Origin of the sequence: Wolbachia endosymbiont of Nilaparvata lugens (assembly GCF_007115045.1) — a bacterium.
Taxonomy (GTDB): domain Bacteria; phylum Pseudomonadota; class Alphaproteobacteria; order Rickettsiales; family Anaplasmataceae; genus Wolbachia.
On sequence record NZ_MUIY01000001.1, the window covers coordinates 421,401 to 446,641 of the forward strand.

Consider the following 25,241-nt stretch of genomic DNA (forward strand, 5'->3'; position numbering starts at 1 on the left):
ATTCTATGTTAGTATACACCAATAGAAAAAATTTCATCATATGTTCTGGAAAAAATTTACACAGGTTAATGAGGAAATCGTAAGAGAGAGCCTAAAAAAGGTTATAGAGAAGAAAAGTGGTAAGAATGTTGGTGTAGTATCCTCAATTGTTATTAAAGGTAAAGATGTTGCTTTTGCTCTTGAAGTTACTGAGCCAAATGAAGAATTAAGAAAAAATTGTGAGCAAGCTGTTAAGGCGATACCGGGAGTAGGAAAGGTTACTGTAGTTGCTACCGGTCAAAAACAAGCTAGGCAACAAAAAGCTAAACTTCATATCGAAGGAGTGAAAAATATAATTGTCGTTGCTTCTGGTAAGGGAGGTGTGGGTAAGTCGACAGTTGCACTAAATCTAGCTCTTTCGTTAGCAGAATTAAAACATAAAGTTGCGCTAGTTGATGCAGATATATATGGTCCTTCGATTCCTAAAATGTTGGGCACTGAGAAAGTGAAACCAGAAATACAGAGTGGTAAAGCAATGCCTATAGAGAAACATGGTCTCTATACTATTTCAATTGGATATTTTATTGATAAGGACCGCGCAGCAATATGGCGTGGACCTATGATCACAAAAGCACTTTACAATTTGCTAATGGGAACAAGGTGGTCTGATATAGAATATTTAATCATTGATACACCACCTGGCACTGGCGATGTACATTTAAGTCTGATGGAGAATTTTAGTTTAACTGGAGCAATAATAGTTTCAACTCCACAGGAGCTTGCTTTAGTCGATGCACAAAAAATTTATGATATGTTCACAAAGCTCAGCGTGCCAATTATCGGCATTGTGGAAAATATGAGCTATTTTGTTCAAGATAATTCAAAAATACACATATTTGGAAAAGGTGGTGCAAAAAAAATGTCTGAAGAGCTGGGAGTCAAACTCTTGAGCAGAATTCCTCTAGATCCGCAAATATGTAGTGCTTCTGATTGTGGAAATCCTTCAATACTAAGTGAGGATTTAGTAAGGATTTATGAAGGCATTGCTAAAGATGTTAGGTCTTTTGTATGCAGTCTATAAAGTTTTTTAAACTACTTTTAAAATAGGTAGAATGTAATTTAAGGTGAATAAAATATTTCAAATGGCAGCAGCTACCTCGTATCTGAACAGACAATAGACTTCTTGGATAACTTAAGAAACAAGTAGTAGAAGCAATATCAGGGAAGGTATAAATTTTGAGCAGGTAAGTAAACTTGATGAAGAGAAGCTTCGAAGACTAAGAGGAGTAAAAAGAAAAACATTGGAAAAATAATAGAAATTTTAATAGAGGAAGAGGCCAAGAAAAAGGCAAGAGGAGGAAAACCAAATAAACAATGCATATTTATTAATAGCACTCGAATATTTGTGTAAATACCGTACATATTTCCATATAGCGCAAAGCTATGGAATAAGTGAAAGTTCTTGCTAACGGCTGTGTGTGATTCACAGAGGTTATTACAATAAGAATGTAAGGTCAAATAGAAATTTGGATTTGCAGTAGTGTATAGACCTTATTACAATTGCAAAGGATAAATTAGTTAATCTAGGGTTAAACTACGTCTGAGTTGGATAAAACTATACAAAAAGTTGGGTCATGCAGGAAAGAGCATTATGGTATTTCACGTTTTACCTTACGTAAATGGTACAAACGTTATGAAGAGTTAGGTGAAAAAGGATTAGTAGATCTCAGTAGTAAGCCTAAAACTTCACCTTTGCAAAAGATCAATGAATCAAGCTTATTCTTCATCTAAGACAAACTAGAAAGCTAGGGGCAAGAAACCGAGTTAAGACGTCTATATGATTTATCATTGTCATTGGCTACTATACACAAAATTTTCAAAAAACATAGTGTAAGTCTTCTGCATGTTAAACGTCATTATCGCAAACAGGTCAAGCGTTATAACTGTAAAGTACCTGGAGAGCGTGTGCAGATGGATGTGTGCAAAATATCGTCAGGGCTTTATCAATATACTGCTATAGATACGTTATAAAATTGTTGCATTATATTCAAGACGTACTTCAAAAAACACTTTAGATTTCCTAAAACAACTAAGAGAAAGAATACCTTTCCATTGCCAAAGGATTCAAACTGATAGAGGGCAAGAATTTTTTGCTTATGAGGTGCAAGAATGTTTGAAGGAATGGAAAATTAAATTTCGTCCTATTAAGCCGTTTTCCCCACACTTAAATGGTAAAGTGGAAAGAGCACAGCGTACAGACTTAGATGAGTTTTACAGCAGTGTTACCATCAAGAGCTCTGAATTGCAAATTAAACTTAGGGATTGGGAAGAGTATTATAATAAACACCGCCCTCATAGCGCTCTTCAAGGAAAAACTCCTTGGGAAAAATATAAGGAACTGGAAAATACGATTCCTTGCTTAAGTGAAAAACTATATCTTATCAAAAGAGTCGTTTGTCATGCAAAATTATAAACACAATCAGAAACTACAATCACTTCAAAAATCCAAATCTCTTAACAAGCCAACTAGTTCAGACTCAATCTGACAAATTAGTTGCAATAACCTCTATGAATTACACACTCTGAGAAGTCATTATCTTCTCTTGCTTCCAACCAAGCAATACTTATTCATACCATCTCCCCCATAGAAGATCAAAAAATATCCTTAGGTTATCCAAGAAGTCTATTGTTGGTAAACATAGAAGGCTATTTGCCTTTTTATCTAGTTTATGCAGGAGGTCTATATTTATTGTTGAGTATGATTTTAGGCATTTCTGCTAAAACGCAACTTTTAAATCGCCAAAATTTCTCCTTGCCTTTACTAATTCCGATTCTTGGAGTGCACACATAATCTGGTTTGAGGTGATATTCATAGAGACAAAATTCATGACTTATAGTAAGGTCTTGTTTATTATGTTCTTTTGTAATGTTTAATTTTTTGCACAGTATGCCTGGCCCGCCTAAATTTGCTTCAAGCGGTTCAGTGAGCTTTAATCCTCGTATTAACACTGCTGCTGGGAATCCTTCTGCTTCTGTTACAATATTTAGACAATAGTACATTCCATATATAAAATATACGTACGAAAACCCTGGCGTACCAAACATTACTGAGGTTCGATTAGTATAGCCTCTTGCTGCATGACAAGCTGGGTCATCCATTCCTATATACGCTTCAACTTCAGTTATTATTCCACTAAAATTAGAAAATTTCAGAATCTTCCCTAGCATCTCCCCAGCTACGGTTAAAGTTGGCCGTTCATAGAAATTTCTTGGTAATATTGTGTTATTCATCATAGAAGTACAAGTTACTTACATTTGTAAGAAAGTTATACCATTTTTGCTTTTTCTTATTTATTTAGTCAAGAGCATCTCTGAGAAGTAGAAGTTGGTGTTGTTGTCACATTTGTTACATCTGTTGAAGGCTGCTGTAAAACCTTGACTGATTCAGAGCTCTTTTGTTTGTTGCAATTGCGGTACTAACGCTTCATATAAAGATTTTGGCTCACGTCTCTTACCTATTTTTGACTTCTTTATTTGCACGCAACTGCTCTGCAGTAACACCTTTGCCTTCAAGGAGAGTTACACCATTCTTACCATCAATGTTAACTTTAATTTTGCATTCTCTTCCATCCACATACCACTTTAAAGTCATTTCATATAACCCACTAATTATTTCATAAACTCTTTCCTCATTATCACTATCATTATTAATATAGCAAGATGCCCCCCTCTTTTTTTCTTGACTAGGATGACAAAATGTAATTGTTCTTACACCATACTCTTTACATATACTACCGCCTAGAAGTTTAGCTATATCTACTCCTTCTTTATTGGCATGTAGCACAACTCTCACGGTGGGGTAAACAATATTACCTTCCCTTTTGCCTTCTTTTATCATTATGGACCCTATAGTATGATTTTTCATACCTTCAGATATCTCTGCTTTAATTTGGTCAGCAATTTTACCTATGATCTCTTTGCCATGATAGTGAGATTCTCCTTTCTTCGGAGAAAAAGGCTCTTTGTTCGTAGTATTAGTGTCAGAATCACCCTGTAACTCAAAGAATTTATCCCATTCTTCATCACTGTCTAATTTTATATATCCACGCTTGTTTTTATCTAATGCTGATTTAGACTTATTATGAGTACTATAGAATGCTGAAATGGTTCCAAAAAGCTTTTTAACATAACCTAAACCTAACATATATTACCTCTTACCATTAACAAAATATTAGCATGCAAACTTTGTCATAATTAATCAACAACTAATTTATCATAAATAAAATGAGCTGCTAAAAAGGTATAAATTGAGGTTAGGTAAAGCTTTTGGTATAATACCTAGTCAATTTGAATAGGCAAGTGATCTTAGCTAAAAAGACGTTTTTTATCTCATTTATTTTTGGGTTTATTCTCTTTCCCTATTTTATAAAACTTCTAAAAAAGATAAGTCAAGATGGACAACCAATCAGATCATATGGACCAGAAAGTCATTTAATAACAAAAAAGAATATACCACCTATGGGTGGAATAATAATACTCACTTCTGCTTTATTACCAATCCTGTTTTGGACTCAATTAACACAAGAAATTTTATTTTTAGTATTTATAACCCTATTTTTTGCTCTACTTGGATTTATTGATGACTATTTAAAATTGAAAACAAATCACCACCGAGGTTTAAGTGCAAAAACCAAAATACTTATTCAGTTTGTCGTTACTCTGGTCTGTATGTCTATACTTAAGCTACAATCTGCTGAAGGTTTTACAAAAATTTCTCTATTTAGAGAAGTAGCAATCGACCTTGGCTATCTATATCTTCCGTTTGCTGCATTTGTTATTGTTGGCTCTGCCAATGCTGTGAATCTCACAGATGGTTTGGATGGCCTTGCTGCAACTCAAGCCATTACTTCCTTTGCTTTTTTGGGACTAGTTGCATACATCACTCGGACAGATGTAAACATTACTTTCTTCTGCATTGCATTTATAGGAGCTATTTTAAGTTTCTTGTGGTTTAACACACATCCAGCAAAAATATTTATGGGTGATGTTGGAAGCCTATCAATCGGTGCAGCTTTAGGACTCACTAGTGTTCTAATTAAAAAAGAAATGCTTTTTGCCGTTATTGGAATAATCTTTGTAATAGAGACTTTATCTGTGATTATTCAGGTATCATATTTTAAATATACAAAATTTAGATATGGAGTAGGAAGAAGAATTTTCCTTATGACACCAATACATCATCACTTTGAAAAGAAAGGGTGGTCAGAAAATACAATAGTTATAAAATTTTGGATAATTTCTATCGTTTGTTCGATTTTTGCTTTAACTTTCTTATTATAGGAACTATGAAATATCCAGATTTCACATTAGAAAATACATTATCAGGAATTATAGCAGGAGTAGATGAAGTTGGAAGAGGTCCGCTTGCCGGTCCAGTGATATCTGCAGCTGTAATATTTACTGATAGAGATACGGTTATTGATGGAATAAACGACTCAAAAAAGCTAACCCCTAAGTGTAGGCAAGTTCTATACGAAAAAATAACGTCTGTTGCAAAATTTGGTATAGGAATGGCAAGTGTAGAGGAGATAGACTCATACAATATCTTGCAAGCAACAAAGCTTTCAATGAAACGTGCGTTGGCAAACTTGAATCTAGAACTAGATTATGTGCTAGTTGATGGTAATCAACCACCTGAAGTAAAATGGCAAGTAAAATCTATAGTGAATGGTGATAGCTTAAGTATATCAATCGCAGCTGCTTCAATCGTTGCAAAAGTTACAAGAGATCGGCTTATGGAAGAATTGCACAATCAACATCCTCAATATAACTGGTATAAAAATAAAGGATATGGGACAAAAGAACACCTCAGCGCTATTGGCCTTTATGGGATTACGAAACACCATAGAAAGAATTTTGCACCTATACGAACACCTTAATCACTTACCTTTTTTGAAAGGCATACTTTCATTAAATAGGCAAACTGTGCTTGATCCGTTTCTTAAGGTGAATACTGAGCTTACTCTTTCGATTATCAGATAGTCATCAACTGTACGGAAATTTATCAAGGACTCATACCCTGCAGAATCAACCATAAAAACTGCTGGAAAATCAGAATTTATTTTATTGAATTGTAGATATGTAAATCTTCCGTCATCAAAAACCTTAACTGGTATTATTGATTGACTGCCTTTAACGTGCGAGATGGAATAGTTAAAATTCAAGCCTTTCTTTATAACCTCAATATCACTTATATCAGGGATAGTGGTATGACTAGCTTGCTCTAGAATATCACCGTTACTCGTTGAATAAATTTCATCACTGTTGAACAGTGGATAAAGAAACCTTACTTCATATGCTAACCTTGGATCATCTAGCCCGTTTGCTTCTTCAGCATGAAACTCGAAATAATAAACTCTTTTATTGGTAATTATAGTTGCATTAGTATCGGCAATATCATCTATAGGCTTAATAAATAATCTATTACCTTGAGGAAGGAGTTGCCAACCGGTTGCATCACCCATTGAAAGACTCTCTATTACCTCCCCTGGCTCAAACAATATGCTGGATTGATAACCATAAAAGCCCGTGTACTTATGTATAGCCTGTGGATTATAATTCATTACCTTTATGTGGTTATCACCAGCTATTGGTCGTGGTTCCTGTTTTGCAAGTGCATCACCACCACAAAAAAATAATAGTGCAACAAAGAGTAACCTAATCATAGTATCAAAATAAACTGATCTTTATTTTATCATTGATAGACATATACTGCAACTGTCAAGCTATCCCAGTAGTAAGCGACAGAAAATGCAAGCTTCATAATAATTCATTACTGCAGGAAAAAATTCTTTAAACATTATTTTCATATATGTCAAAATGAGTTGTGAGGTAAATTATGAATGGAATAATGAGCAGCTTTTCAGTGCTGTTCTTAGTAATAATATAGAAGAAGCTGAAAGATTAATAAACGCTGAAACGAGTGTACATTCAGTAGATAAGCATGGGATGGCCCTTTACATCATGCTGCTCAGCGTGGCTATGTAGATCTAGCAGAGTATTTGATAAAAATAGGAACAGATGTCAACTCAGTAGATAATTTTGGAAATACCTCTTTATATTTAACTGCGCATAGCGGTTATATAAAAGATAATGGTGTGTGGGTCAATATAGAAGAGACTGCTAATTCCGTCATAAAAATACAGTGGAGTTGTTGCTTAAAAAAGGGCAAATATCAATGCAACGAACCATCAGATGCAGACTCCTTTACATATTGCAGCAGAAGGAGGACATAGTTATTTGTTAGAGGAGCTGCTTAAAAAGGGAGCTGCTGTTAACTTAGCAGATGATGAGGGAAATACTCCACTTCATTGCGTTGGTGTTATGGGCGGCGGTGAAGACGATAAAGAAGTAATAAAACTTTTACTTAAAGCAGGGGCAAATATTAATTTAGTTAATAGAGAAGGAGATACTCCTTTAAGTAGTTATGATTTAAGAAGTAGTCATCTTATACCAATTCCCGCTATACAAGCAACGAATAGACAATAATGGAAAAAAAGCCATACTGAAGTAAGTAAAATAGCGAGGTTTAGATGGCATTAAGATCAAAATTATTGGATGAAAAAGTGGTAAAATCAGCAAAAGAGATGCTGAAGAGAGTAAGAAATAATGCGTATGTTGCAAAAAAACTAAATGCTGTAATTGCAGCAAAAAAGCACAGTATAACAGATGTAGCAAAAATATGTTGCATTTCGAGAAAGGCAATTACTACATGGATAAAGCACATAAAATTTGGAAGAGAAGAAAAATTATTTGCTCCACCTCAACGCCGAGGAAAACCCCAATATTACTATTAGAGAAATGAGAATAAGAATCCAAGAAAGATTTGGTTTGAATATCAGCAAATCCGCAATACATCGTAATATGCAAAAAATGAAATTCTCATATATCACACCAACATAGTGGACAAGATAAAAACAAGCAAGAGGAGTTTTAAAAAAAACCTCAATGAAACTATTGTCATGCATTCTGAAAAAGAGCTATTTTTCTTCGATGAATCACGGTTTGGTACACATTCAAAAATTGGACATGGGTGGTTTAAAAAAGGCAGTAGGACACAGGTTAAGGTAAAATTAGGTAGGGAAAATTTTTATCTCTATAGTGCAGTTAATCCCAGAAATGGAGAGAATTTTAGCTTATTTGCACCAAACGTCAACACTGATTGTATAAATATATTCCTTGAACAGATGTCGCAATATTTAGGAATAAGAAAGGCTTTTCTCGTGATGGATTGCGCTAGTTGGAAAAAATTTAAAGGTACCTAAAAATATCGAATTATATACCTACCACCATACTCACCTGACCTCAATCCTGTTGAGAGGTTTTGGTTATATATAAAGCAGAACATTTTACGCAATAAAATCTACGATACAATTGTTCTGCTTGAATATGCTTTGTGTAAATTTATTACCTCTCTTTCCCCTTCCACGGCATAAGTGTTGAAAGTAGTATCAGAAAAGTATAAAGAACTGTTATTGCAAGAAAATGGAGGCAATAATGGATCAAATAGAAAGAGTACTAAATTTAATAAAAGATGAGGATTTAGAAAGGCTAGGAAAATTAAGTGAAGTAGATAAATGTAATACTAAATTGTTGGGCAAGATTATATTTAAAGGTCTAATGAAGTTAATATTAATGGGGCAAAAAACAAGCTTAAGAGCGCTAGAAATGGTAATAAACAGGTGTATAATGGATAAGAATAGCGATAAAAGTACAGTAACATACAGTGGTTTGTCAAAAAGGTTAAAAGTTATAAATCCAGAATATTTTAAGGGAGTATATATTGATTTGATGAGCAAGATTAAAAAGCTATTACCCCAAAAAACATCAAATAATTTACATAAGTTTGATTCGACAATCATAAATTTATCGGGATATCTCATAAAAGATGGGCTAAAAATAGGCGGTAAAAGTAACGACAGTCAAGTTAAAGTGAGTGTAGGATTAAAGGATCAATTGCCGACAAGTATAAGATTTTGTAAAGGACAAGAAGAAATTAGTGAAGATATAGCATTAGTGAGAGCCATTAATGAAGCTAAAGTTGAAAAAGAGGATATTTTATTATTTGATAGAGGAATCAGAAAAGTTGGAACTTTTGCCGAATTTGATGAAAAGGAGTACAAATTTATCACAAGAGTTAAAGTAGGAAGAAAACATGATGTTATAAGCAGGAACAAAGTTATAGGAGAACAAAAATCGGATGGATCAGAGATTTTAGAAGATATAATAGTTAATCTTTATCGTGCACGAGGTAAAGTAGCAGAAAAGCATGACCTACGTTTAATAAAAATTCGAAATAAGGCAGGAGATGAAATATGGTTTTTAACCAACTTGCTTGAAATGTTAGCTTATGAAGTAACAGAGCTATATAGGCGCAGGTGGGACATAGAGGTATTCTTTAAATTTATAAAGCAAAATCTTGGATATAAGCACTTTTTAAGCCATACTATGAATGGCATGAAGGTGTATATTTACATGATTATTATTACGGCTTTGTTATTTCTTGTTTATAAAATCAAAAATAATCTACACGGATTCAAAATAGCACTATTACAATTCACATTGGATCTTAATGATTCTTTTATACGTTCAATTGTTTTACTATCAGGAGGGAATTTACATGCCGTCAATCACCTTGTATCACTCCACTTATAGCACTTTCAACACTTATGCCTTCCACGGTTAAACAACTCTGCAATGCTTCTTATTTGGTTCATTAATTTGGTATTAGTGCAGATATAAAATTGATGATAGTTCACATTACAAAACTAAAAGCTGCTGGGTTGTTTATCAATCAGCGAAATATTCAATTTATGGATGAGTTAGTGAGGTTCTGGAGAGAAAGAAATAACAATTTCTTGCAGAATTTACCAAGGTGGTTTTCAAAATTTAACAAAGAAGTGTCAAAGCTCAAGAAAGAGAATAGTGTGCTATATACCTTTCTGAGAGAAAGTAACATTAATGTGCTAGTTAAAATGTGGGAAGAAAGCGAATATATAAGAAACAAATTTATTGGTAGAGATTTAAATAAGGAATTAAAAGAGATTTTAAAAGAACGGTATTCAAAATATGCTGACATTTTAATCAACAAAGCCGATGACATAAGAAGAAAAATATTTCTACATAATAATAAGCTACTACTTGATCCTTTGTCAGAACATTATCAATATAGCTTCAAAGATATGACGTTTACTGATATCAGAAATTTTTTTGACGTTCATAAAGAGGATTTTAGAAAAAAATCACAAATATCTCTAATTGACTTGATAGATCTAAGTGACGTAAGAAAAAACACTCCTATACTGAAAGTACAAGCATTTGTTGAGATTATTAGGAATGTAAAACCTAGCAGAAATCTTGATAATTCAAACGCTGAACAACTTCAAGCTATTGATAGAAAAATCCCTTAATTGTACATAGGCCAAGTTGGCTTATGTGTTCTTATTCTCACTTTGTAAACATGCCAATAATTTTATCCATTATTCCGCCCATATTTGCTTCAGCTTGAGTGTGTGCTATCTTACCACCGTGTGAAATTAATTTGGGATCTGCGCCAGGTGATATATTAACAAATTTACTACCAACAACTCCACTGCTAGTGATTAGGGCTGAGCTATCAACTGGGAGTTTTATATCCCTACTTATACACATGTCGATTCGTGCTATGTAGGTAGCTTTGTCGAGTGATACACCAGTTATGCTTCCGACTTCCACACCAGAGATCTTGACACTATCACCAACTCCTACACCATTAGCATCAGTAAAAAGGCCATGTATTTTATAACAATCCTTATAGCTTTTCTTTATGTAAGATAATTTATCAATAGCGAAGAAGATAAGAAAAATAGTAAAAATTAATACAAATGATCCAGCAATTATTTCAAGTATATTTGACCTTCGCATCTTTAGTTATTAAGATTCCAGCTTTCATAGTAATTTTTCACCTTTTGCTTTGGGTAGTATGCATCTTTTGTACCCGTTAAATTAGGAGTTTTTCTTGTATTATTATTAATTGGTACTGCATTATCAGTATAATGCAGCCATATATGCCATGCTGGAGGAATTGTTGTAGGCTCAGAAACATTGTCATATATTACCCATCTTTTCCCTTTACTTGACTCATAGTAAGAATTTCCGTTTTCATCCCTACCTATAAGTTTACCTTTTCTCCTTAATAAGTTTGTTACTGAATTATAAATTTTAGATAACATAAAGGTATTAAAACAAAAAGTATTATATATACTAATACTTTAACGATGTATTAACAACAGTTTAATGCAATTACCAATTCTACAAGTTATTATACCAATAATTGCATCGATGTTCTGCTTTCTTACCAGGAAACATAGGGTATCCTGGTTTATCTCTTTTTTTACAACGACAGCTACTTTCTTTATTTCATTAACGTTGCTAGTGAAAACATACAATGGTGAAATTATAACTTATTATCTTGGAGATTGGGCTCCTCCATACGGAATAGAGTTGAGAATCGACATGTTGAACTCCTTGATTCTAACTTTGGTGAATTTTATAGCGCTGATTAGTGTGCTTTATAGCTTTCATATTAATGAAAAGGAGATTAGCAAAAACAAAATCACTGGTTTTTACTCTCTACTTCTACTGTGCCTAAGTGGATTACTTGGGATTTTAGTCACAAATGACATATTCAACCTTTATGTCTTTTTAGAAATTTCATCTCTTTCTTCTTATGTTCTAGTTTCAATGGGAAGGGATAAGAAAGCTTTAGTTGCAGCATTTGAATACCTAATTAGCGGTACTGTAGGAGCAACATTTTACTTATTTGGCATCGGGCTTTTATACTCTATGACAGGAACGCTCAACATGTCTGACATGGCTGAAAGGATAGTGCCATTATATGATAATAACATAATAAGACTTGGTACATTGTTCATTTTTGTTGGTCTCTCAATCAAAATGGCACTGTTTCCACTCAGTAAATGGCTAATTAATGCTTATAGTGAAGCACCTAGTTTCATTAGCATATTCTTTTCAGGCACAGTAACCAAAGTAATGATGTATGTTTTTATCAGAATCTTTTACACTGTTTTCCAGCAAAATTTTTTCTTACCACTAAGCAACGTGATGATCATTCTTGCACTTTGCGCTATTGTATTTGGATCAATATCTGCAATAATCGAAAAAGATATAAAAAGACTGTTTGCTCACTCCAGTATCAGTCAGATTGGCTATATAATTTTAATGCTGGGTTTAAATTCAAAAGCAGGTTTGTTTTCAGCAGTTCTTCACATAGTAAATCATAGCATGATAAAAACGTCTTTATTCATGACTGCAGGGTGTATTTCTTATAAGGTTGGTATGACAAAAATAGAGAATTTATCAGGACTAAAAAAGTCAATGCCCTATACAACACTTGCATTTACTCTACTTAGTTTAGCATTAATCGGTGTACCCTTGACAAATGGCTTTGTAAGTAAGTGGTATATGATGAAAGCAATTATAGAATCTCATGCATGGATTTCCCTTATAGTTTTTGCTGCTGGCTCTTTTCTTGCACTAATATATATGTGGAGAATGGTTGAGAAAATATATTTTGAAAACAGTACAGCATCAAACGCTGGAATGACACTTAATGAGGTACCATTGCTTATGCTCTTTTGTCTATTATTTATGGCAATTTTAACGGTAATAACTGGGATATATAGTAGTCCAATTCGGTTGGTAATTAATAAATTTGCTTTTTGATTTTCTTATGTTTTATTGTATCTCAAAGTCTGTAAAGTTTTTGCTGTGGATAAGCTGAAGAAGATTCACTTATTATTAGTCATTAACGTAATAGCTCTGTTTTGCGTTGGCATTGTTGTTCAATATTCTTCTGCTGGAGGAAAGTGGGCTCCATTTGCAATTCACCAATTGGTCATATTCTCTTTCTTCTTTTTGCTTGCTATAGCTATGTCATTTATAGAGCTAGATTTTTATTTGAAGCACGCTTATTTTTTTTACATAGTAGCAGTAATTGCGCTGTTAGCAGTAAATTTTTTTGGCTCGCATATAATGGGTGCAACGAGATGGATAAGAATTGGGTCAATTAGTTTACAACCATCAGAATTTGTAAAAGTGAGCTTAATACTTGCACTTGCTTGTTATTTTAATAAACAAAGTGTGTATAAAATGATGAAATTTCAAAGCTTATTTAAGCCACTTATAATTATTTTCTTACCTGTATTCCTTGTATTGAAGCAACCTAATTTAGGAACGGCTGTAATAATATTGTTTATAGGAGCATCAATCATATTCACAGCAATAATGGAGAGACCTCATTTGATAATTTTTGGAACTCTTGGCATTTTCGCAATACCAGCTATTTGGCCTTTTTTGCGCCCTTATCACAAGCAAAGGATATTATCATTTTTGGATTCATCAGTAGATCCACTTGGAATAGGTTATAATGCACAGCAATCTCAAATAGCTATTGGTTCAGGAGGTTTGTTTGGTAAGGGATTTGTTAATGGGAGTCAAACTCAACTTGGATTTTTGCCAGAGAAACGCACAGATTTTGCTTTTGCGGTACTTAGTGAAGAATGGGGGTTCTTAGGCAGCATGACTTTGATTTTACTCTATACCACATTCCTCGCTATAATATTCTCTATCGCTTACAGGTCAAAAAATTATTTTTCTAAGTTAATATCTATCGGGGTTTTCGCCTTTTTTGGTGCTCATTTCTTTATAAACATTGGAATGACAATAGGCCTTTTACCTATAATAGGTGACCCACTTCCATTTCTATCCTATGGCGGAAGCACAACTGCTGCGAGCTTAATATGTATAGGATTGCTACTTAGTTCCGTGGCATCTATAAAGGACTTAAAGCTAAGTTTCCGATTTCACCCATAGAAAGAGCTTAGACAACCATCACTCTGCTAATGGTTAACGTCTTATTCTTCAATGAGAATCCCATTTTACGGTGCTTAAATCTATTCCCTCTTGTACCATTTCCAAAAGTGGGCTCATTTCTCTTAGCCGTCCAACATTTTTAGTAACAAGATCTGCTGCATATAGAACTTCATCTTTAGTTGTAAATCGGCCAAGGCCAAATCTAATTGATGAATGCTCAAGATCGTGGCCATTGTTTAGTGATCTTATGACATAAGAAGGCTCAAGGGATGCAGATGTGCATGCAGAACCAGAGCTTACTGCTAAATCCTTGATTGCCATGATAAGAGACTCACCCTCAACATAAGGAAAACTTAAGTTGAGGTTACCAGGAATCCTATTTTCATAGTCACCATTTAAAACAACATCAGGAAATGCCTCTTTTATTTTGTTGTACAAAATATCTCTCAACTCTTCTAATTTGCTTGCTTCTATTTCCATTTCTTCTTTAGCGATACGTGCCGCTTGACCAAAACCAACTGCAAGGGGAGTAGGAACTGTTCCAGAGCGCATGCCTCTCTCCTGTCCACCACCACTAATTAGTGGCGTCAACCTAACACGAGGATTTTTTCTACGGACATATAATGCACCTATTCCCATAGGTCCATAAATTTTATGGCTAGAAAGGCTCATAAGATCAATGTTCATTTCATTTACGTCTATTGGAACTTTTCCAAAGCTTTGAGCAGCGTCTGTATGAAAAAATATATTATGCTTTCTACACATTGCACCAATTTCTTTGACAGGTTGCATTACTCCGATCTCATTATTTACCATCATCACTGAAATCAGAATTGTTTTATCAGTGATTGCCTCCTCAAGTTTCAACAAATCTATAATTCCGTTTTGCTTAACGGACAAATATGTAACTTTAAAGCCTTCATTTTCTAGATGTCGACAAGAATCTAAAACGCACTTATGCTCCGTGCAGACAGTTATTATATGATTCCCCTTATTCTTATAAAAATGAGCAACACCCTTGATAGCCATGTTATTTGATTCAGTTGCACCCGAGGTAAAGACGATTTCTTTGCTGTCTGCATTCACTAAATCAGCAATGTGCTTCCTTGCTTTTTCTACTGCTTCCTCAGCTTTCCAACCAAATGAATGGCTACGAGAGTGTGCATTACTAAACTCACCAAAATAAGGTATCATCACCTCCAAAACACGAGGATCTACTTTAGTAGTAGATTGATAATCGAGAAATATTGGTAATTTTATTTTAGTATCATGTATTTTCTTACTTTCAACATTCATAAAGCTACCAAAGAGACAAAATTTACAACTATTTAATAGCACTAAAGCTTAATTTTTTCAAGGTATAATCTTGCCTAAACGAAAGTTGTCAGCGCTCTCTCCTACGTTATTCCAGCGTCCCTTTAATGTCATTCCCTATGATCAGTGTTTAGGTCGAATACGCGCTAGGAAACCCTACTAGTGCTAGCAGCTTCTTGCTGTCCATTTGTTAAGACTGGTTTATCAACTTGAGTATCAGGTTTTGACAATGCATATACAGCACTGCCAACTACTAGCGCTATAGCTGCAGTTTTAGCCACTGCTATTGGTGTAGAGCGTTTTGACTCAACTGTAACTATTCCAGTTGCAGAAAGTGCTTTCGCTATTAAAACACCTGATAATGCAGTTGCACTACCGGCAAAAAAACCTTTCGCAATTGCTGATGTGCGTTGTTTTTCCTCTTTAGTTAAATTCCTAGAAGCAGTTCTAGCATGATTTTTCACATTAACATAGGAGCCTTCACGTTTTTTTGGCGGAGTAAATACATAATCTCTTTGAATAGCCAAAGATGAAGGTGTCACTCTATAGTCATCTTTTATATTAACATTCGCACCGTTTCTTACGAGAGATTCTACCACGTCTGCATGGCCATTCATAAGAGCTAAATGTAAAGGTGTCCATCCCTCCTTATCTTCTTGTTCATTAATCCTGATTTCATCTTTTTCCAACAGAGCATCTACTACCTCTTTATAATCATTTTCAGCAGCTAAATGTAAAGGTGTCTTTTTATTCTTATCTTTTATATTAACATCTATCCCTTTTGTTACTATTAAAGCCTTTGTCAAGCTCGTATAGCCTAACTTAGCAGTTAAATGTAATAATGTGAATTCATTATCTCCAACTTCAAATTTATAATTTACATAAAAATTACTCTCTTCCCACTGTTTAAATACCTCTTCATTGCTTGCCTTTAGCTCTTCTTTTACTTTTTCAATTACGTTCCTTTTATCTAATTTATTATCACTATTAACCGTACTTAATACTTCCCGCCACTGCTGATAATTTATTGTCATAATTTTTATCCTAATCTTAAATAATTTATTTTAATTTTTAAATAATCAATATAAGAAATCAATATTTATTTTAAATGAGCTTATAATCGAAATTGTGGGTAGCAAATTATTGCCTCTTGAATCACAATGTCCGTATAGCTGCGGTTCGAGAACTACTATCTCTCATCCACTGAAGATATTGCACAGTGCTGTCTACTTGATCGTCATGGCGGGTTTCTGGGAACATTAAAATTTCATACTCAAAATCGCTGAGCCATGTTGCTTGATGCGGCAGAAAAACCTTGCCAGATTCTATTATCGGAACAATCTGGTGTAATCGAGCGATTTTACTGTTATGCGGCACTATTCCGATAATAGGTATTGCCTTTAGCTCTTGAATCAATTGTTGACCGCTTGTCTTTGCTTCGATTAGAATTGCGTGTGGCTTCCACCTTGCAGCTAGTGATAGAACTTGTTCTTTAAGTTTTGGACACTCAAGCTTCGCACGGTATACATCGAGTAAATAAAACTTATTATTCACCTTTGTCCAGGTGGTGCAGACACTAAAGCCGCTAGAATCGTTTGTTGAAACAGCAGTGTCCCAGCTCTGAGTTATATGTGAGAGATTGTCAGGAAAATTTCTATAGCGTTTCAACCATTCTTGCTTAATTATACCACTTGAAAGTGGCAGAGGATTTTGTTGATATTGAGCAGCAAAAGCATAACTCCCAAGTTCAGCCTTTATCATTTCAATTTCTCCTACATCTAGGGGATATAGCAGCTGACCTTCCTTTTTTAAGTATAAAATCCTTGAAGATGTAGCGCCTGTTGAGCTTTTGCACTCATTTGTAGTTACTTGAATAATAGGAACAGGAGAAGGGAGAATTGATCTTTTGATTGAATAGATAATTTCCTTATTTTCAGAGATCATTGGCAAACAAATATGATGCCATATATTTCTTGGTTTGGAGAGAAGATGCGCAGTCAAATCCTCTTGATGTAGTCTGTGCATTACAACAACGATAACTCCTTTTTTCCTATCATTGAGCCTGGTTATTAGAGTCTGATCGAACCAGTTTGTGGCACGTTTTCTAAACGTCTCGCTCAAAGCTTGAGAGGAACTCAGTGGATCATCCACGACGATAAAATCTCCACCTTCACCAGTCAGTGTTCCACCAACAGATGTTGCAATCCTACATCCTCTCTGCACTGTTTGAAATTTATATTTAGTGTTCTGGTCTTTGCATAGTTCTACCTCTGGAAATAGCACTCTATACCAACTAGACTGCATCACGCACCTGGTGTCAAGCGAATGCTTTTCGCTAAGCCGCTGAGAATAGCTTGCAACTATTATCCTTGCGGTTGGCTGATTACCAAGTATCCATGCAGGCCATGCAACACTCACGCACATAGACTTCATTGAGCGCGGAGGCATATTGAATATTATTCGCTTCACTTCACCAGTGCTTGCTGCTTCTAGCCTGTCTGCTATAATTTTTATATACTGATAATTGTTATACTCACATCCCGGCATCACCGTTTGAAAGCATAGTTCGATAAATTTTAAAAAGTTCATGTTAGTCTCCTATAGTGTTAGTGGAATTTACTTTATGGTGGTGTCAGCCTCTTTGGTGTCATATCAGCGTCCTTTTTCTTGTCATCCAAGTAGCCCTTTCCTTGTCATTCCAGTGCTTGACACTGGTTCACCTTATGATTGGACCTTACCCAGAAAAACGTGAGAAGAAGTTAAGCCATTTTTGAAGTAAAATAAAATATGATTACGAGGGCTTATTATGGTAAACAACAGAAAAAAGTACACAGTGGAATTTAAATTAGAGGCAATAAAATTGGTAAAGGAAACGGGGCAGTCAGCAAGCAAAATAGCTAAAGATTTAGGAATAGATAACAGTACGCTAAGTGACTGGATAAAAAAATATAACGAAAAAGGATCACTAGCAGAAGCATTTCCTGGCAAGGGAAAATTGGCACCATGTGATAAAGAAAAGTTTGAATTAAAGAAAGAACTAACAAAAGTTACTAGAGAAAGAGACATTTTAAAAAAAGCCCTGGGATATTTTGCCAGTTACAAAGAGTAAAATATTTATTTATCAAAAAGCATAGAAACTACTATAAAGTACAGGAGTTATGCAGGATTTTGAAAGTGTCTGCTAGCAGTTACTACAAATGGACTAGCAAGAAGAAAAGCAGCAAAGAATTAATGAGGGAGCAACTTCTAGCAGACGTTCAAAAAATATACCAAGCATCTAATTGTAGATATGGGGCACCTAAAATTCATGCTGAACTAAATGCTTTAGGCAAAAATTACAATATCAAAACAGTGCAGGATATCATGAAAAAAATGGTATTCAAGCTAGACTGAGGCGAAGATTCAAAAGCAGAAAACAGCAGACTGATAATAGAGTTATAACTCCTAATATACTGGACCAAAACTTTACTACTGATCGGCCAAATAAAGTATGGGCAACTGATATTACATACATAAAAACTAAGGATGGCTGGCTATATTTGGCAGCAATAATTGATCTATATTCACGTATGGTAGTTGGCTGGTCAATGAGTAGTACAATAGCTAAGCGATTAGTTATAGATGCTTTATTGATGGCTGTTGATAGGCGCAAACCTGTCAAAATCTGCTATTCCATAGCGATCAAGGTTCACAATATACCTCTAAAAATTATCAATTTTTGCTGAACACAAAAAACATCATTTCCAGCATGAGTCATAAAGGTTGTTGTTATGACAACTCTGTTGTTGAAAGCTTTTTCAGCTCACTCAAACGTGAGCTTCTTATTGATACCTCGCAACACTCTGCTCAGCAAACTAGAACTGCTATATTTGAGTACATAGAAGTTTTTTATAACAAACAGCGTAGACATTCTACTATTAATTAGTGCATTCCTGAAAATTTTGATTCATCATTTTCGTAACAAAAATGGCTTAACTTCCTCTCTACTTTTTCTGGGTAAGGTCAGATGGTGTTATTCAAATTGCCCTTCGTTGTCACCCGAGTACCCTCCTTCTTCTCATCAGAGTACTCTCCCTTCTTGTCATCCCAGTGCTTGACACTGGGATCCAGCCTTCTTTACCAACAAAAACTTACCATAAACGACTTCTCTTGTGCTCAAAAAATTCCTAGATTCCAGTGTCACGCACTGGAATGACATCTTCAATCTCCGTATAGCTATGCATCAAGTGCTGGCCTGAAGCTTTAGTTACAAGTATTAAGAAATTCACCAAATGAAGAAAAAAAGGCAAAAGAATCCCCGTGTAACGAGTTTTGACCCTATAATAATGTAAATTGGCATTGTAATAATGTGCTAACGCTTATTTAAAGCGCGTTTTGGCTGAATGTAGAAAAAATAAAAAAGACATGCAGCCGCTATAATTTTATGTAATCTGCCAATATATACCTGAGTTTTTTACTGAATTTTGTTGTTAAATCTGCAGAGATTAAAAACAAGGATAAATACTCTTATTGATATGATAAGGGAGTTGGGGAAATTTGTAAAGTAATCTTTTCGTTTGTATTCCCTTATGCTTGAGATAACTCCATGTAGGTTTATGTTACTCTTTATTTCCATGAATTCCCTTTGAAGTTGAATATTGAAAATTAACTGGAGAATTGTGAATTACTTTGTATATGTCATAACAAGCCATGGCGCTCTCAGCAAAACCATTTAGTATCAATTTTAGTTTGCCTGGATAAGTAGCTATATCTCCGATTGCATATATTCTATCTCTACTGGTTCTAAGTGTAGCTGGGTCGACAATTATGCGGCCATGTTCTAACTCTATACCCCAATTGTTTATTGGTCCAAGATTCATTGACAATCCAAAAAATGGCAGCAAAAAATCAGCGGATATTTCTTTTTCTTCCTTAGAGGCAATGTTTTTTACTATCACTGCGCTCAATTGCCCATCACCTCCTGCTAGTTTGTGTAATTGATATGGCACTACCAGTTCTATCTTTCCATTATTTTCAAGTGATTCTAATTTATTTCTAGTTTCAGGAGTGCAGCGAAATTCCTTTCTCCTATGTATCACATAAATTTTCTTCGCAACTTTAGAAAGTTCTACAGTCCAATCAGCCGCAGAATCACCCCCCCCTGCAATGACTATAGTTTTGTCCTGAAAATCAGAAATTTTATTTACACTATAAAATACAGATTTATTTTCATATTCTAATATACCACTTAAGGGTGGACGGTTAGGTTCAAACATTCCGTTACCTGCAGCAATGATAACGGCTTTGCATTTTACCTCTGTACCTATGTTCGTTATGATAGTAAAGTTTTCACCTTCGTTCTTTGAAATCTTTTCCACTTTTTGACTTAAATGGTAAACAGGCTCAAACGGTGAAGCTTGCTCCATTAACTGCTCAATTAATTTTTGGGCAGTAATTACAGGATAACCAGGTATATCATATATTGGCTTTTCTGAGTAAAGAGCTGTGCATTGTCCTCCTGCTTGATCCAAAACATCTATTACATGACATCTCATATCAAGCATTCCCGCTTGAAAAGCAGTGAATATTCCAATAGGCCCTGCACCTATTATTACTATATCGGTTTCCATATTCAGATGGTGATCTATTTATAGATATTAGCTTTCTTTGCTAACAAGGTCAATTTACAAAGGGATGTATTTTTAAAAGATGTGGCTAGATTAGATAAGATTTCCAGCGTTATGAACCATCTAAATAAGCTCTAAAAATTAACTAACATTTTAAATCTGAGAAGTAAGTGCGGACGGAATGGGATTCGAACCCATGGTACGTTTCCGTACGTCAGTTTTCAAGACTGGTGCCTTAAACCGCTCGGCCATCCGTCCACCTCTTTTTTACCACAATATTTAATTTCAAGCAATCTATAAAAATCTTACTTGCCTACACAAAAGCTACTAAACACACTATCCAATATTTCCTCAACATTAATAATTCCAATCACTGCACCAAGTTCAAATGCAGCAAGCCTCAAGTCTTCAGATATCAACTCAATTGGATTATCGATATTAAAACGTTGTAAATGTTCCAGTGCTTTCTGCATGTGACTCCTATGTCTTTGCCGAGTAATCACAGGAGTGTCTCTATCATGCCCAAATTTTTCCTCTGCCTTCTTTTTTATGAGAGAGATCAACTTGTTTGTACCTATTCCCTTTAAAATAGAAATAGGTAGAAAATCTACACCGCCAATCAGTATATTTCTGTCATTAATTGCATCGTCAGCTTTGCTCAATACATAAATAGTATCGCTATTTACAACGTTGCAATTGATATTATGACGCTGTTCAAAAGGAAATAGTTCTATTCTTAAATCAGCTTCAAAAGACCTTTTTTTCGCTCGACTTATACCTTCTGATTCTATTGGATCTGAACTCTCACGAATTCCAGCAGTATCAGAGAGAATGATTGGGTATCCCCCAATGTCAATATGAGCTTCAAGTATATCTCTTGTTGTGCCTGCATATTCAGAAACAATAGCAATATCACGCTTGGCTAAGAAATTAAACAGAGTTGATTTACCGACATTTGGTTCACCAGTTATTACAATATGTAAACCCTCACGCAACCTTTCGCCCCGTCTATTATCATTTAAATGCTCTTGTATCAACTGCACGAGAGATTGCACTTCATTATTAATTTTTTCCAATTCACTTTTTTCTGCCCAAATGTCCTCTGGAAAGTCTATATATGCTTCGATTTTGGATTGTATCGTTATTAATCTTTGCCTCCAATTGCTGTATAGTCTCTCCAATTCTCCTGATATCTGCTTAATCGCTTGTTTAGCTTGCATTTTCGTTTCAGCATCAATTAAGTCTGCAATTCCTTCTATTTGCGTTAAGTCAAATTTACCATTTAGAAAAGCCCTAAGTGAGAATTCTCCAGGCCTGGCCATAACGAAAATTTTTGATAATTTCTCCAAGATGATTTTTATGACAGCCTTGCTTCCATGCACTTGTAACTCTATAACATCCTCGCCAGTGAAACTGTTTGGAGCAGGGAAATAGATGATTATTCCATTATCTATCAATTGATTGGAATCATCATATAGATCAACTAAAGTAGCAAATCTTGGTTTGATTTTTTTCTTAATATGAAAATGATTTAAAGCTTTAAGGGTGTAGTTGCCTGAAATTCTGATTACTGCAACTCCTGACTTACCAAATACGGTCGACAAAGCAAAAATAGTTTCATTTGTGTTTGTCATTATTTATATAAACTACTTAGCAATTTAAGAAATCGAAATACCTAATCTAAAAAATTTTTGCTTATATTACTTATTCATATAAATGCAGTATTAGTAAATATATTGTATAGAAAAACTACAAAAGTCATCCAGATGAAAATATTTATTTTGAAAACTGATAATATGATTTATAATGACTGACACAAGTTTTAAATATTATGCTCAAGAAATTAGCTTGGTATTGGTCTTCTGTAGAGTTAATTAAAGGGTTTGTTATTACATTAAAATATATGTTCAAACCAAAGGTTACTTTGAGGTATCCTATGGAGAAGGGCTCTTTAAGTCCAAGGTTTCGTGGTGAGCATGCGCTGCGTAGGTATCCAAATGGTGAAGAACGATGCATAGCTTGTAAGTTATGCGAAGTTATCTGCCCTGCTCAAGCAATAGTTATTGAAGCAGAGGAAAGAGAAGACGGTAGTCGCCGCACCACACACTATGATATTGACATGACAAAATGCATATATTGCGGACTTTGCCAAGAAGCATGTCCAGTTGATGCAATTGTGGAGGGTCCTAACTTTGAATTTGCTACTGAAACAAGAGAGGAGCTAATGTACAATAAAGAAAAGCTATTGCGTAATGGTGAAGTTTGGGAAGAAGCAATTGCACTCAGGTTAAAAAAGAATAGGCCGTATTATTAACTAGGTATGTCAACAATTAAAATTTCTTACAGCAAGTATGTAATAGATCTCTTGTACAACTGTTATTTAACTGAAAGATCAGTAGCTCACCTTTTGGTGTCATTCCAGCGCGTGGCGCTGGAATCTAGAAAAGAAAGAAACATGGATCCCAGTGTCAAGCACTGGGATGATAAAAGGTCTAATGAATGATAAAAGTTACCTTTTTAGCCGAACAAAAAGTAAAAGAATACAGTGGTAGAGTCACTGGCTTTGATATATTACAACCGGATGCTTTGAGAGAAGCAATTGCCTTTAAGGTAAATGGTGAGTTGTATGATCTCTCACGTGAAATTGAATCTGATACAGAGATAGAGGTAATACAACTGAGTGACGAAGCGGGTTTAGATATAATAAGGCATGATGCTGCTCATATAATGGCGCAGGCAGTAAAAGAGCTCTTTCCTAATACTCAGATTACTATCGGGCCAACAATTCAAGATGGTTTCTACTATGATTTTGCTACAGATCGTACCTTTACCACGGACGATCTTGCTGCAATAGAAAAAAAAATGAAGGAAATTATAAAAAGTAACCACAGATTCGTCCGAGAAGTTTGGACTCGTAAGCAGGCAATTGATTTCTTTAGTGATATAGGTGAAAGATACAAGGTTGATATTGTCTCATCAATACCAGAAAACGAAAACCTAACTGTTTATAAACAAGGCAACTTTGTAGACCTATGTCGTGGTCCGCACTCACCATCAACTGGCAGAGTTAAAGCGTTTAAACTTATGAAAGTAGCAGGTGCATACTGGCGTGGCGATTCTAAGGGCCCAATGTTGCAAAGAATATATGGCACCGCGTGGAGAAATAAGGATGAATTAAATACTTATCTTAAACGTCTGGAGGAAGCAGAAAAACGCGACCACCGCAAAATTGCTAAGGATATGGACTTATTTCACATTCAAGAGGAAGCTGTTGGGCAGATTTTTTGGCATGAACAGGGATATACTTTATATAATGTTCTTGAGTCTTACATCAGAAAAAAGTTAATGAACAATGGCTACTTTGAGGTGAAAACCCCTATTTTAGTAAGCAAAGAGCTGTGGGAAAAATCGGGACATTGGGATAAGTTTCGTGAAAATATGTTCATTATTGATGAATCTGAAAGTAAAAAGCTAGCAATAAAACCCATGAATTGCCCTTGTCATGTGCAGATTTTTAATTCTCACATCAGAAGCTATCGTGATTTACCGATACGTATGGCAGAGTTTGGCACATGCCATAGAAATGAAAGCTCAGGCTCATTGCATGGACTGATGCGAGTGCGTGGTTTTACGCAAGACGATGCACATATTTTTTGTATGGAAAAACAAGTGAATTCTGAAACTGTAAAGTTTTGTGACCTTTTAAAAGAAGTATATTCAGAACTTGGGTTCAATGAAATTTCTGTGAAATTTTCAGACCGTCCAGATACTAGATCAGGTAATGATGAAGTGTGGGATAGAGCTGAAAGAGCACTGCTTGAAGCAGTTAAAGAAGCAGGGCTTAGTTATGAACTTAATCCTGGTGAAGGTGCATTTTATGGTCCAAAGTTAGAGTTTATTTTGAAAGATGCAATAGGTAGAAATTGGCAATGTGGAACGTTGCAAGTTGATTTTATTTTACCGGAGCGGCTTGGAGCTTTTTATATAGGAGCAGACGGACAAAAGCACCACCCTGTTATGCTACATAGAGCAATTCTTGGAACTTTTGAACGTTTTATTGGGATTTTGATAGAAAATTATGCAGGAAAATTTCCAATTTGGCTTGCTCCAACGCAACTTGCTATTCTGACCATTATAAATGAAGCTGATGGTTATGCTACTGAAATCAGCAATATTTTAAAAGAACAAGGTGTTAGAATTAAGAACGATTTGACCAATGAAAAAATTAGTTATAAGATACGCTTGCATAGTTCAAATAAGGTACCTATATTATGGGTTATAGGTAAAAATGAGATCATCAATAGAACTGTGTCAGTGAGAAATTTAGGGTCAGAAGAACAAGAGTCTTTTCCTTTGGAAAAGGCTACTGAATTGCTTTTAAAAAGTATTAATTTGAGTTAAGGGAGAAAA

24 protein-coding genes, 1 tRNA gene and 4 pseudogenes are annotated in these 25,241 nt (G+C 34.9%); 18 read left to right on the forward strand and 11 right to left on the reverse strand.

Annotation, left to right across the window (positions count from 1 at the left end; genetic code table 11):
• The first annotated feature begins 40 nt into the window (after positions 1-40).
• The 3 genes and pseudogenes from BWZ41_RS02090 to BWZ41_RS08410 all read left to right on the forward strand — a co-directional run bounded on the left by BWZ41_RS02090 (position 41) and on the right by BWZ41_RS08410 (position 2,525).
• Positions 41-1,060 carry an Mrp/NBP35 family ATP-binding protein gene (locus tag BWZ41_RS02090; protein ID WP_143689241.1) on the forward strand — a complete coding sequence of 340 codons (1,020 nt, stop codon included), beginning with the start codon at positions 41-43 and terminating at the stop codon, positions 1,058-1,060.
• Between the two features lie 148 nt (positions 1,061-1,208).
• A pseudogene (locus BWZ41_RS07795) lies at positions 1,209-1,442 on the forward strand (helix-turn-helix domain-containing protein); the annotation flags it as partial.
• Positions 1,443-1,579: 137 nt separating this feature from the next.
• Positions 1,580-2,525 (forward strand): annotated as a pseudogene (locus BWZ41_RS08410) (integrase core domain-containing protein).
• 181 nt (positions 2,526-2,706) lie between these two features.
• Here BWZ41_RS08410 and BWZ41_RS02105 read toward each other — a convergent pair.
• A complete protein-coding gene (locus tag BWZ41_RS02105) occupies positions 2,707-3,270 on the reverse strand; it encodes a DNA-3-methyladenine glycosylase (RefSeq protein ID WP_143689700.1) in 564 nt (187 codons plus the stop codon).
• 220 nt (positions 3,271-3,490) lie between these two features.
• Positions 3,491-4,183 (reverse strand): hypothetical protein, encoded by a 693-nt coding sequence (locus tag BWZ41_RS02110; RefSeq protein ID WP_241653860.1) that lies wholly within the window; start codon positions 4,181-4,183, stop codon positions 3,491-3,493.
• A 155-nt stretch (positions 4,184-4,338) separates the two neighbouring features.
• Here BWZ41_RS02110 and mraY point away from each other — a divergent pair, with 155 nt between their 5' ends.
• Together mraY and BWZ41_RS02120 are read left to right on the forward strand one after the other, a co-directional pair.
• On the forward strand, positions 4,339-5,319 hold the full coding sequence (gene mraY, locus BWZ41_RS02115; protein WP_143689242.1) for a phospho-N-acetylmuramoyl-pentapeptide-transferase: 981 nt from the start codon (positions 4,339-4,341) through the stop codon (positions 5,317-5,319).
• 5 nt (positions 5,320-5,324) lie between these two features.
• A complete protein-coding gene (locus BWZ41_RS02120; protein ID WP_143689243.1) occupies positions 5,325-5,918 on the forward strand; it encodes a ribonuclease HII in 594 nt (197 codons plus the stop codon).
• On the opposite strand, the gene virB9 is transcribed toward BWZ41_RS02120, so the two are convergent.
• Positions 5,919-6,704, reverse strand: a complete 786-nt coding sequence (virB9, locus tag BWZ41_RS02125; RefSeq protein ID WP_143689244.1) for a P-type conjugative transfer protein VirB9 — start codon at positions 6,702-6,704, stop codon at positions 5,919-5,921.
• A 154-nt stretch (positions 6,705-6,858) separates the two neighbouring features.
• On the opposite strand from virB9, the gene BWZ41_RS07525 reads away from it, so the two are divergent.
• The 8 genes and pseudogenes from BWZ41_RS07525 to BWZ41_RS02150 all read left to right on the forward strand — a co-directional run bounded on the left by BWZ41_RS07525 (position 6,859) and on the right by BWZ41_RS02150 (position 10,448).
• Entirely contained in the window at positions 6,859-7,026 is a 168-nt protein-coding gene (locus BWZ41_RS07525) for a hypothetical protein (RefSeq protein ID WP_158619489.1), read from the forward strand.
• A gap of 14 nt (positions 7,027-7,040) precedes the next feature.
• On the forward strand, positions 7,041-7,274 hold the full coding sequence (locus BWZ41_RS08415; protein WP_410543264.1) for a hypothetical protein: 234 nt from the start codon (positions 7,041-7,043) through the stop codon (positions 7,272-7,274).
• A complete protein-coding gene (locus BWZ41_RS02135) occupies positions 7,213-7,527 on the forward strand; it encodes an ankyrin repeat domain-containing protein (RefSeq protein ID WP_277750555.1) in 315 nt (104 codons plus the stop codon). The genes BWZ41_RS08415 and BWZ41_RS02135 overlap by 62 nt, the downstream gene beginning before the upstream one ends.
• 44 nt (positions 7,528-7,571) lie before the next feature.
• Positions 7,572-7,835: a helix-turn-helix domain-containing protein gene (locus BWZ41_RS08420; protein WP_410543265.1), complete on the forward strand. Its 264-nt coding sequence runs from the start codon at positions 7,572-7,574 to the stop codon at positions 7,833-7,835.
• A gap of 4 nt (positions 7,836-7,839) precedes the next feature.
• Positions 7,840-7,941 carry a hypothetical protein gene (locus BWZ41_RS08425; RefSeq protein ID WP_410543266.1) on the forward strand — a complete coding sequence of 34 codons (102 nt, stop codon included), beginning with the start codon at positions 7,840-7,842 and terminating at the stop codon, positions 7,939-7,941.
• A gap of 59 nt (positions 7,942-8,000) precedes the next feature.
• Positions 8,001-8,474, forward strand: a pseudogene (locus BWZ41_RS08430) (IS630 family transposase).
• Positions 8,475-8,535: 61 nt separating this feature from the next.
• Positions 8,536-9,693 (forward strand): IS4 family transposase, encoded by a 1,158-nt coding sequence (locus BWZ41_RS02145; RefSeq protein ID WP_158619486.1) that lies wholly within the window; start codon positions 8,536-8,538, stop codon positions 9,691-9,693.
• A 92-nt stretch (positions 9,694-9,785) separates the two neighbouring features.
• Positions 9,786-10,448 carry a hypothetical protein gene (locus BWZ41_RS02150; RefSeq protein ID WP_143689246.1) on the forward strand — a complete coding sequence of 221 codons (663 nt, stop codon included), beginning with the start codon at positions 9,786-9,788 and terminating at the stop codon, positions 10,446-10,448.
• A 37-nt stretch (positions 10,449-10,485) separates the two neighbouring features.
• On the opposite strand, the gene mlaD is transcribed toward BWZ41_RS02150, so the two are convergent.
• Together mlaD and BWZ41_RS02160 are read right to left on the reverse strand one after the other, a co-directional pair.
• Positions 10,486-10,941 carry an outer membrane lipid asymmetry maintenance protein MlaD gene (gene mlaD, locus BWZ41_RS02155; protein WP_143689247.1) on the reverse strand — a complete coding sequence of 152 codons (456 nt, stop codon included), beginning with the start codon at positions 10,939-10,941 and terminating at the stop codon, positions 10,486-10,488.
• A gap of 2 nt (positions 10,942-10,943) precedes the next feature.
• On the reverse strand, positions 10,944-11,249 hold the full coding sequence (locus BWZ41_RS02160) for an NADH-ubiquinone oxidoreductase subunit NDUFA12 family protein (protein WP_143689248.1): 306 nt from the start codon (positions 11,247-11,249) through the stop codon (positions 10,944-10,946).
• 64 nt (positions 11,250-11,313) lie between these two features.
• On the opposite strand from BWZ41_RS02160, the gene BWZ41_RS02165 reads away from it, so the two are divergent.
• Both BWZ41_RS02165 and rodA read left to right on the forward strand, forming a co-directional pair.
• Positions 11,314-12,762, forward strand: coding sequence for a proton-conducting transporter transmembrane domain-containing protein (locus tag BWZ41_RS02165; protein WP_143689249.1), 1,449 nt, complete (start codon positions 11,314-11,316; stop codon positions 12,760-12,762).
• Between the two features lie 45 nt (positions 12,763-12,807).
• A complete protein-coding gene (gene rodA / locus BWZ41_RS02170) occupies positions 12,808-13,911 on the forward strand; it encodes a rod shape-determining protein RodA (RefSeq protein WP_143689250.1) in 1,104 nt (367 codons plus the stop codon).
• Between the two features lie 48 nt (positions 13,912-13,959).
• Here the strand turns inward: rodA and BWZ41_RS02175 are convergent, their stop codons facing one another.
• From BWZ41_RS02175 to terL, 3 genes are all read right to left on the reverse strand, one after another.
• Positions 13,960-15,207 carry an IscS subfamily cysteine desulfurase gene (locus BWZ41_RS02175; RefSeq protein ID WP_143689251.1) on the reverse strand — a complete coding sequence of 416 codons (1,248 nt, stop codon included), beginning with the start codon at positions 15,205-15,207 and terminating at the stop codon, positions 13,960-13,962.
• 164 nt (positions 15,208-15,371) lie between these two features.
• Entirely contained in the window at positions 15,372-16,259 is an 888-nt protein-coding gene (locus BWZ41_RS02180; protein WP_143689252.1) for an ankyrin repeat domain-containing protein, read from the reverse strand.
• 121 nt (positions 16,260-16,380) lie between these two features.
• A complete protein-coding gene (gene terL, locus BWZ41_RS02185) occupies positions 16,381-17,814 on the reverse strand; it encodes a phage terminase large subunit (RefSeq protein WP_143689253.1) in 1,434 nt (477 codons plus the stop codon).
• Positions 17,815-18,031: 217 nt separating this feature from the next.
• On the opposite strand from terL, the pseudogene BWZ41_RS08640 reads away from it, so the two are divergent.
• A pseudogene (locus BWZ41_RS08640) lies at positions 18,032-19,150 on the forward strand (IS3 family transposase).
• Positions 19,151-19,823: 673 nt separating this feature from the next.
• Here the strand turns inward: BWZ41_RS08640 and BWZ41_RS02210 are convergent.
• From BWZ41_RS02210 to mnmE, 3 genes are all read right to left on the reverse strand, one after another.
• Positions 19,824-20,834, reverse strand: a complete 1,011-nt coding sequence (locus BWZ41_RS02210; protein ID WP_143689257.1) for an NAD(P)/FAD-dependent oxidoreductase — start codon at positions 20,832-20,834, stop codon at positions 19,824-19,826.
• Positions 20,835-21,004: 170 nt separating this feature from the next.
• A tRNA-Ser gene (locus tag BWZ41_RS02215) sits at positions 21,005-21,089 on the reverse strand.
• Between the two features lie 47 nt (positions 21,090-21,136).
• The gene (gene mnmE / locus BWZ41_RS02220; RefSeq protein WP_143689258.1) at positions 21,137-22,465 is read right to left on the reverse strand and encodes a tRNA uridine-5-carboxymethylaminomethyl(34) synthesis GTPase MnmE; all 1,329 of its coding nucleotides are present in this window, start codon (positions 22,463-22,465) and stop codon (positions 21,137-21,139) included.
• Between the two features lie 197 nt (positions 22,466-22,662).
• On the opposite strand from mnmE, the gene nuoI reads away from it, so the two are divergent.
• Positions 22,663-23,145, forward strand: coding sequence for an NADH-quinone oxidoreductase subunit NuoI (gene nuoI / locus BWZ41_RS02225; RefSeq protein WP_143689259.1), 483 nt, complete (start codon positions 22,663-22,665; stop codon positions 23,143-23,145).
• 185 nt (positions 23,146-23,330) lie between these two features.
• Positions 23,331-25,232 (forward strand): threonine--tRNA ligase, encoded by a 1,902-nt coding sequence (thrS, locus tag BWZ41_RS02235; RefSeq protein ID WP_143689260.1) that lies wholly within the window; start codon positions 23,331-23,333, stop codon positions 25,230-25,232.
• The last annotated feature ends 9 nt before the right edge of the window (positions 25,233-25,241 follow it).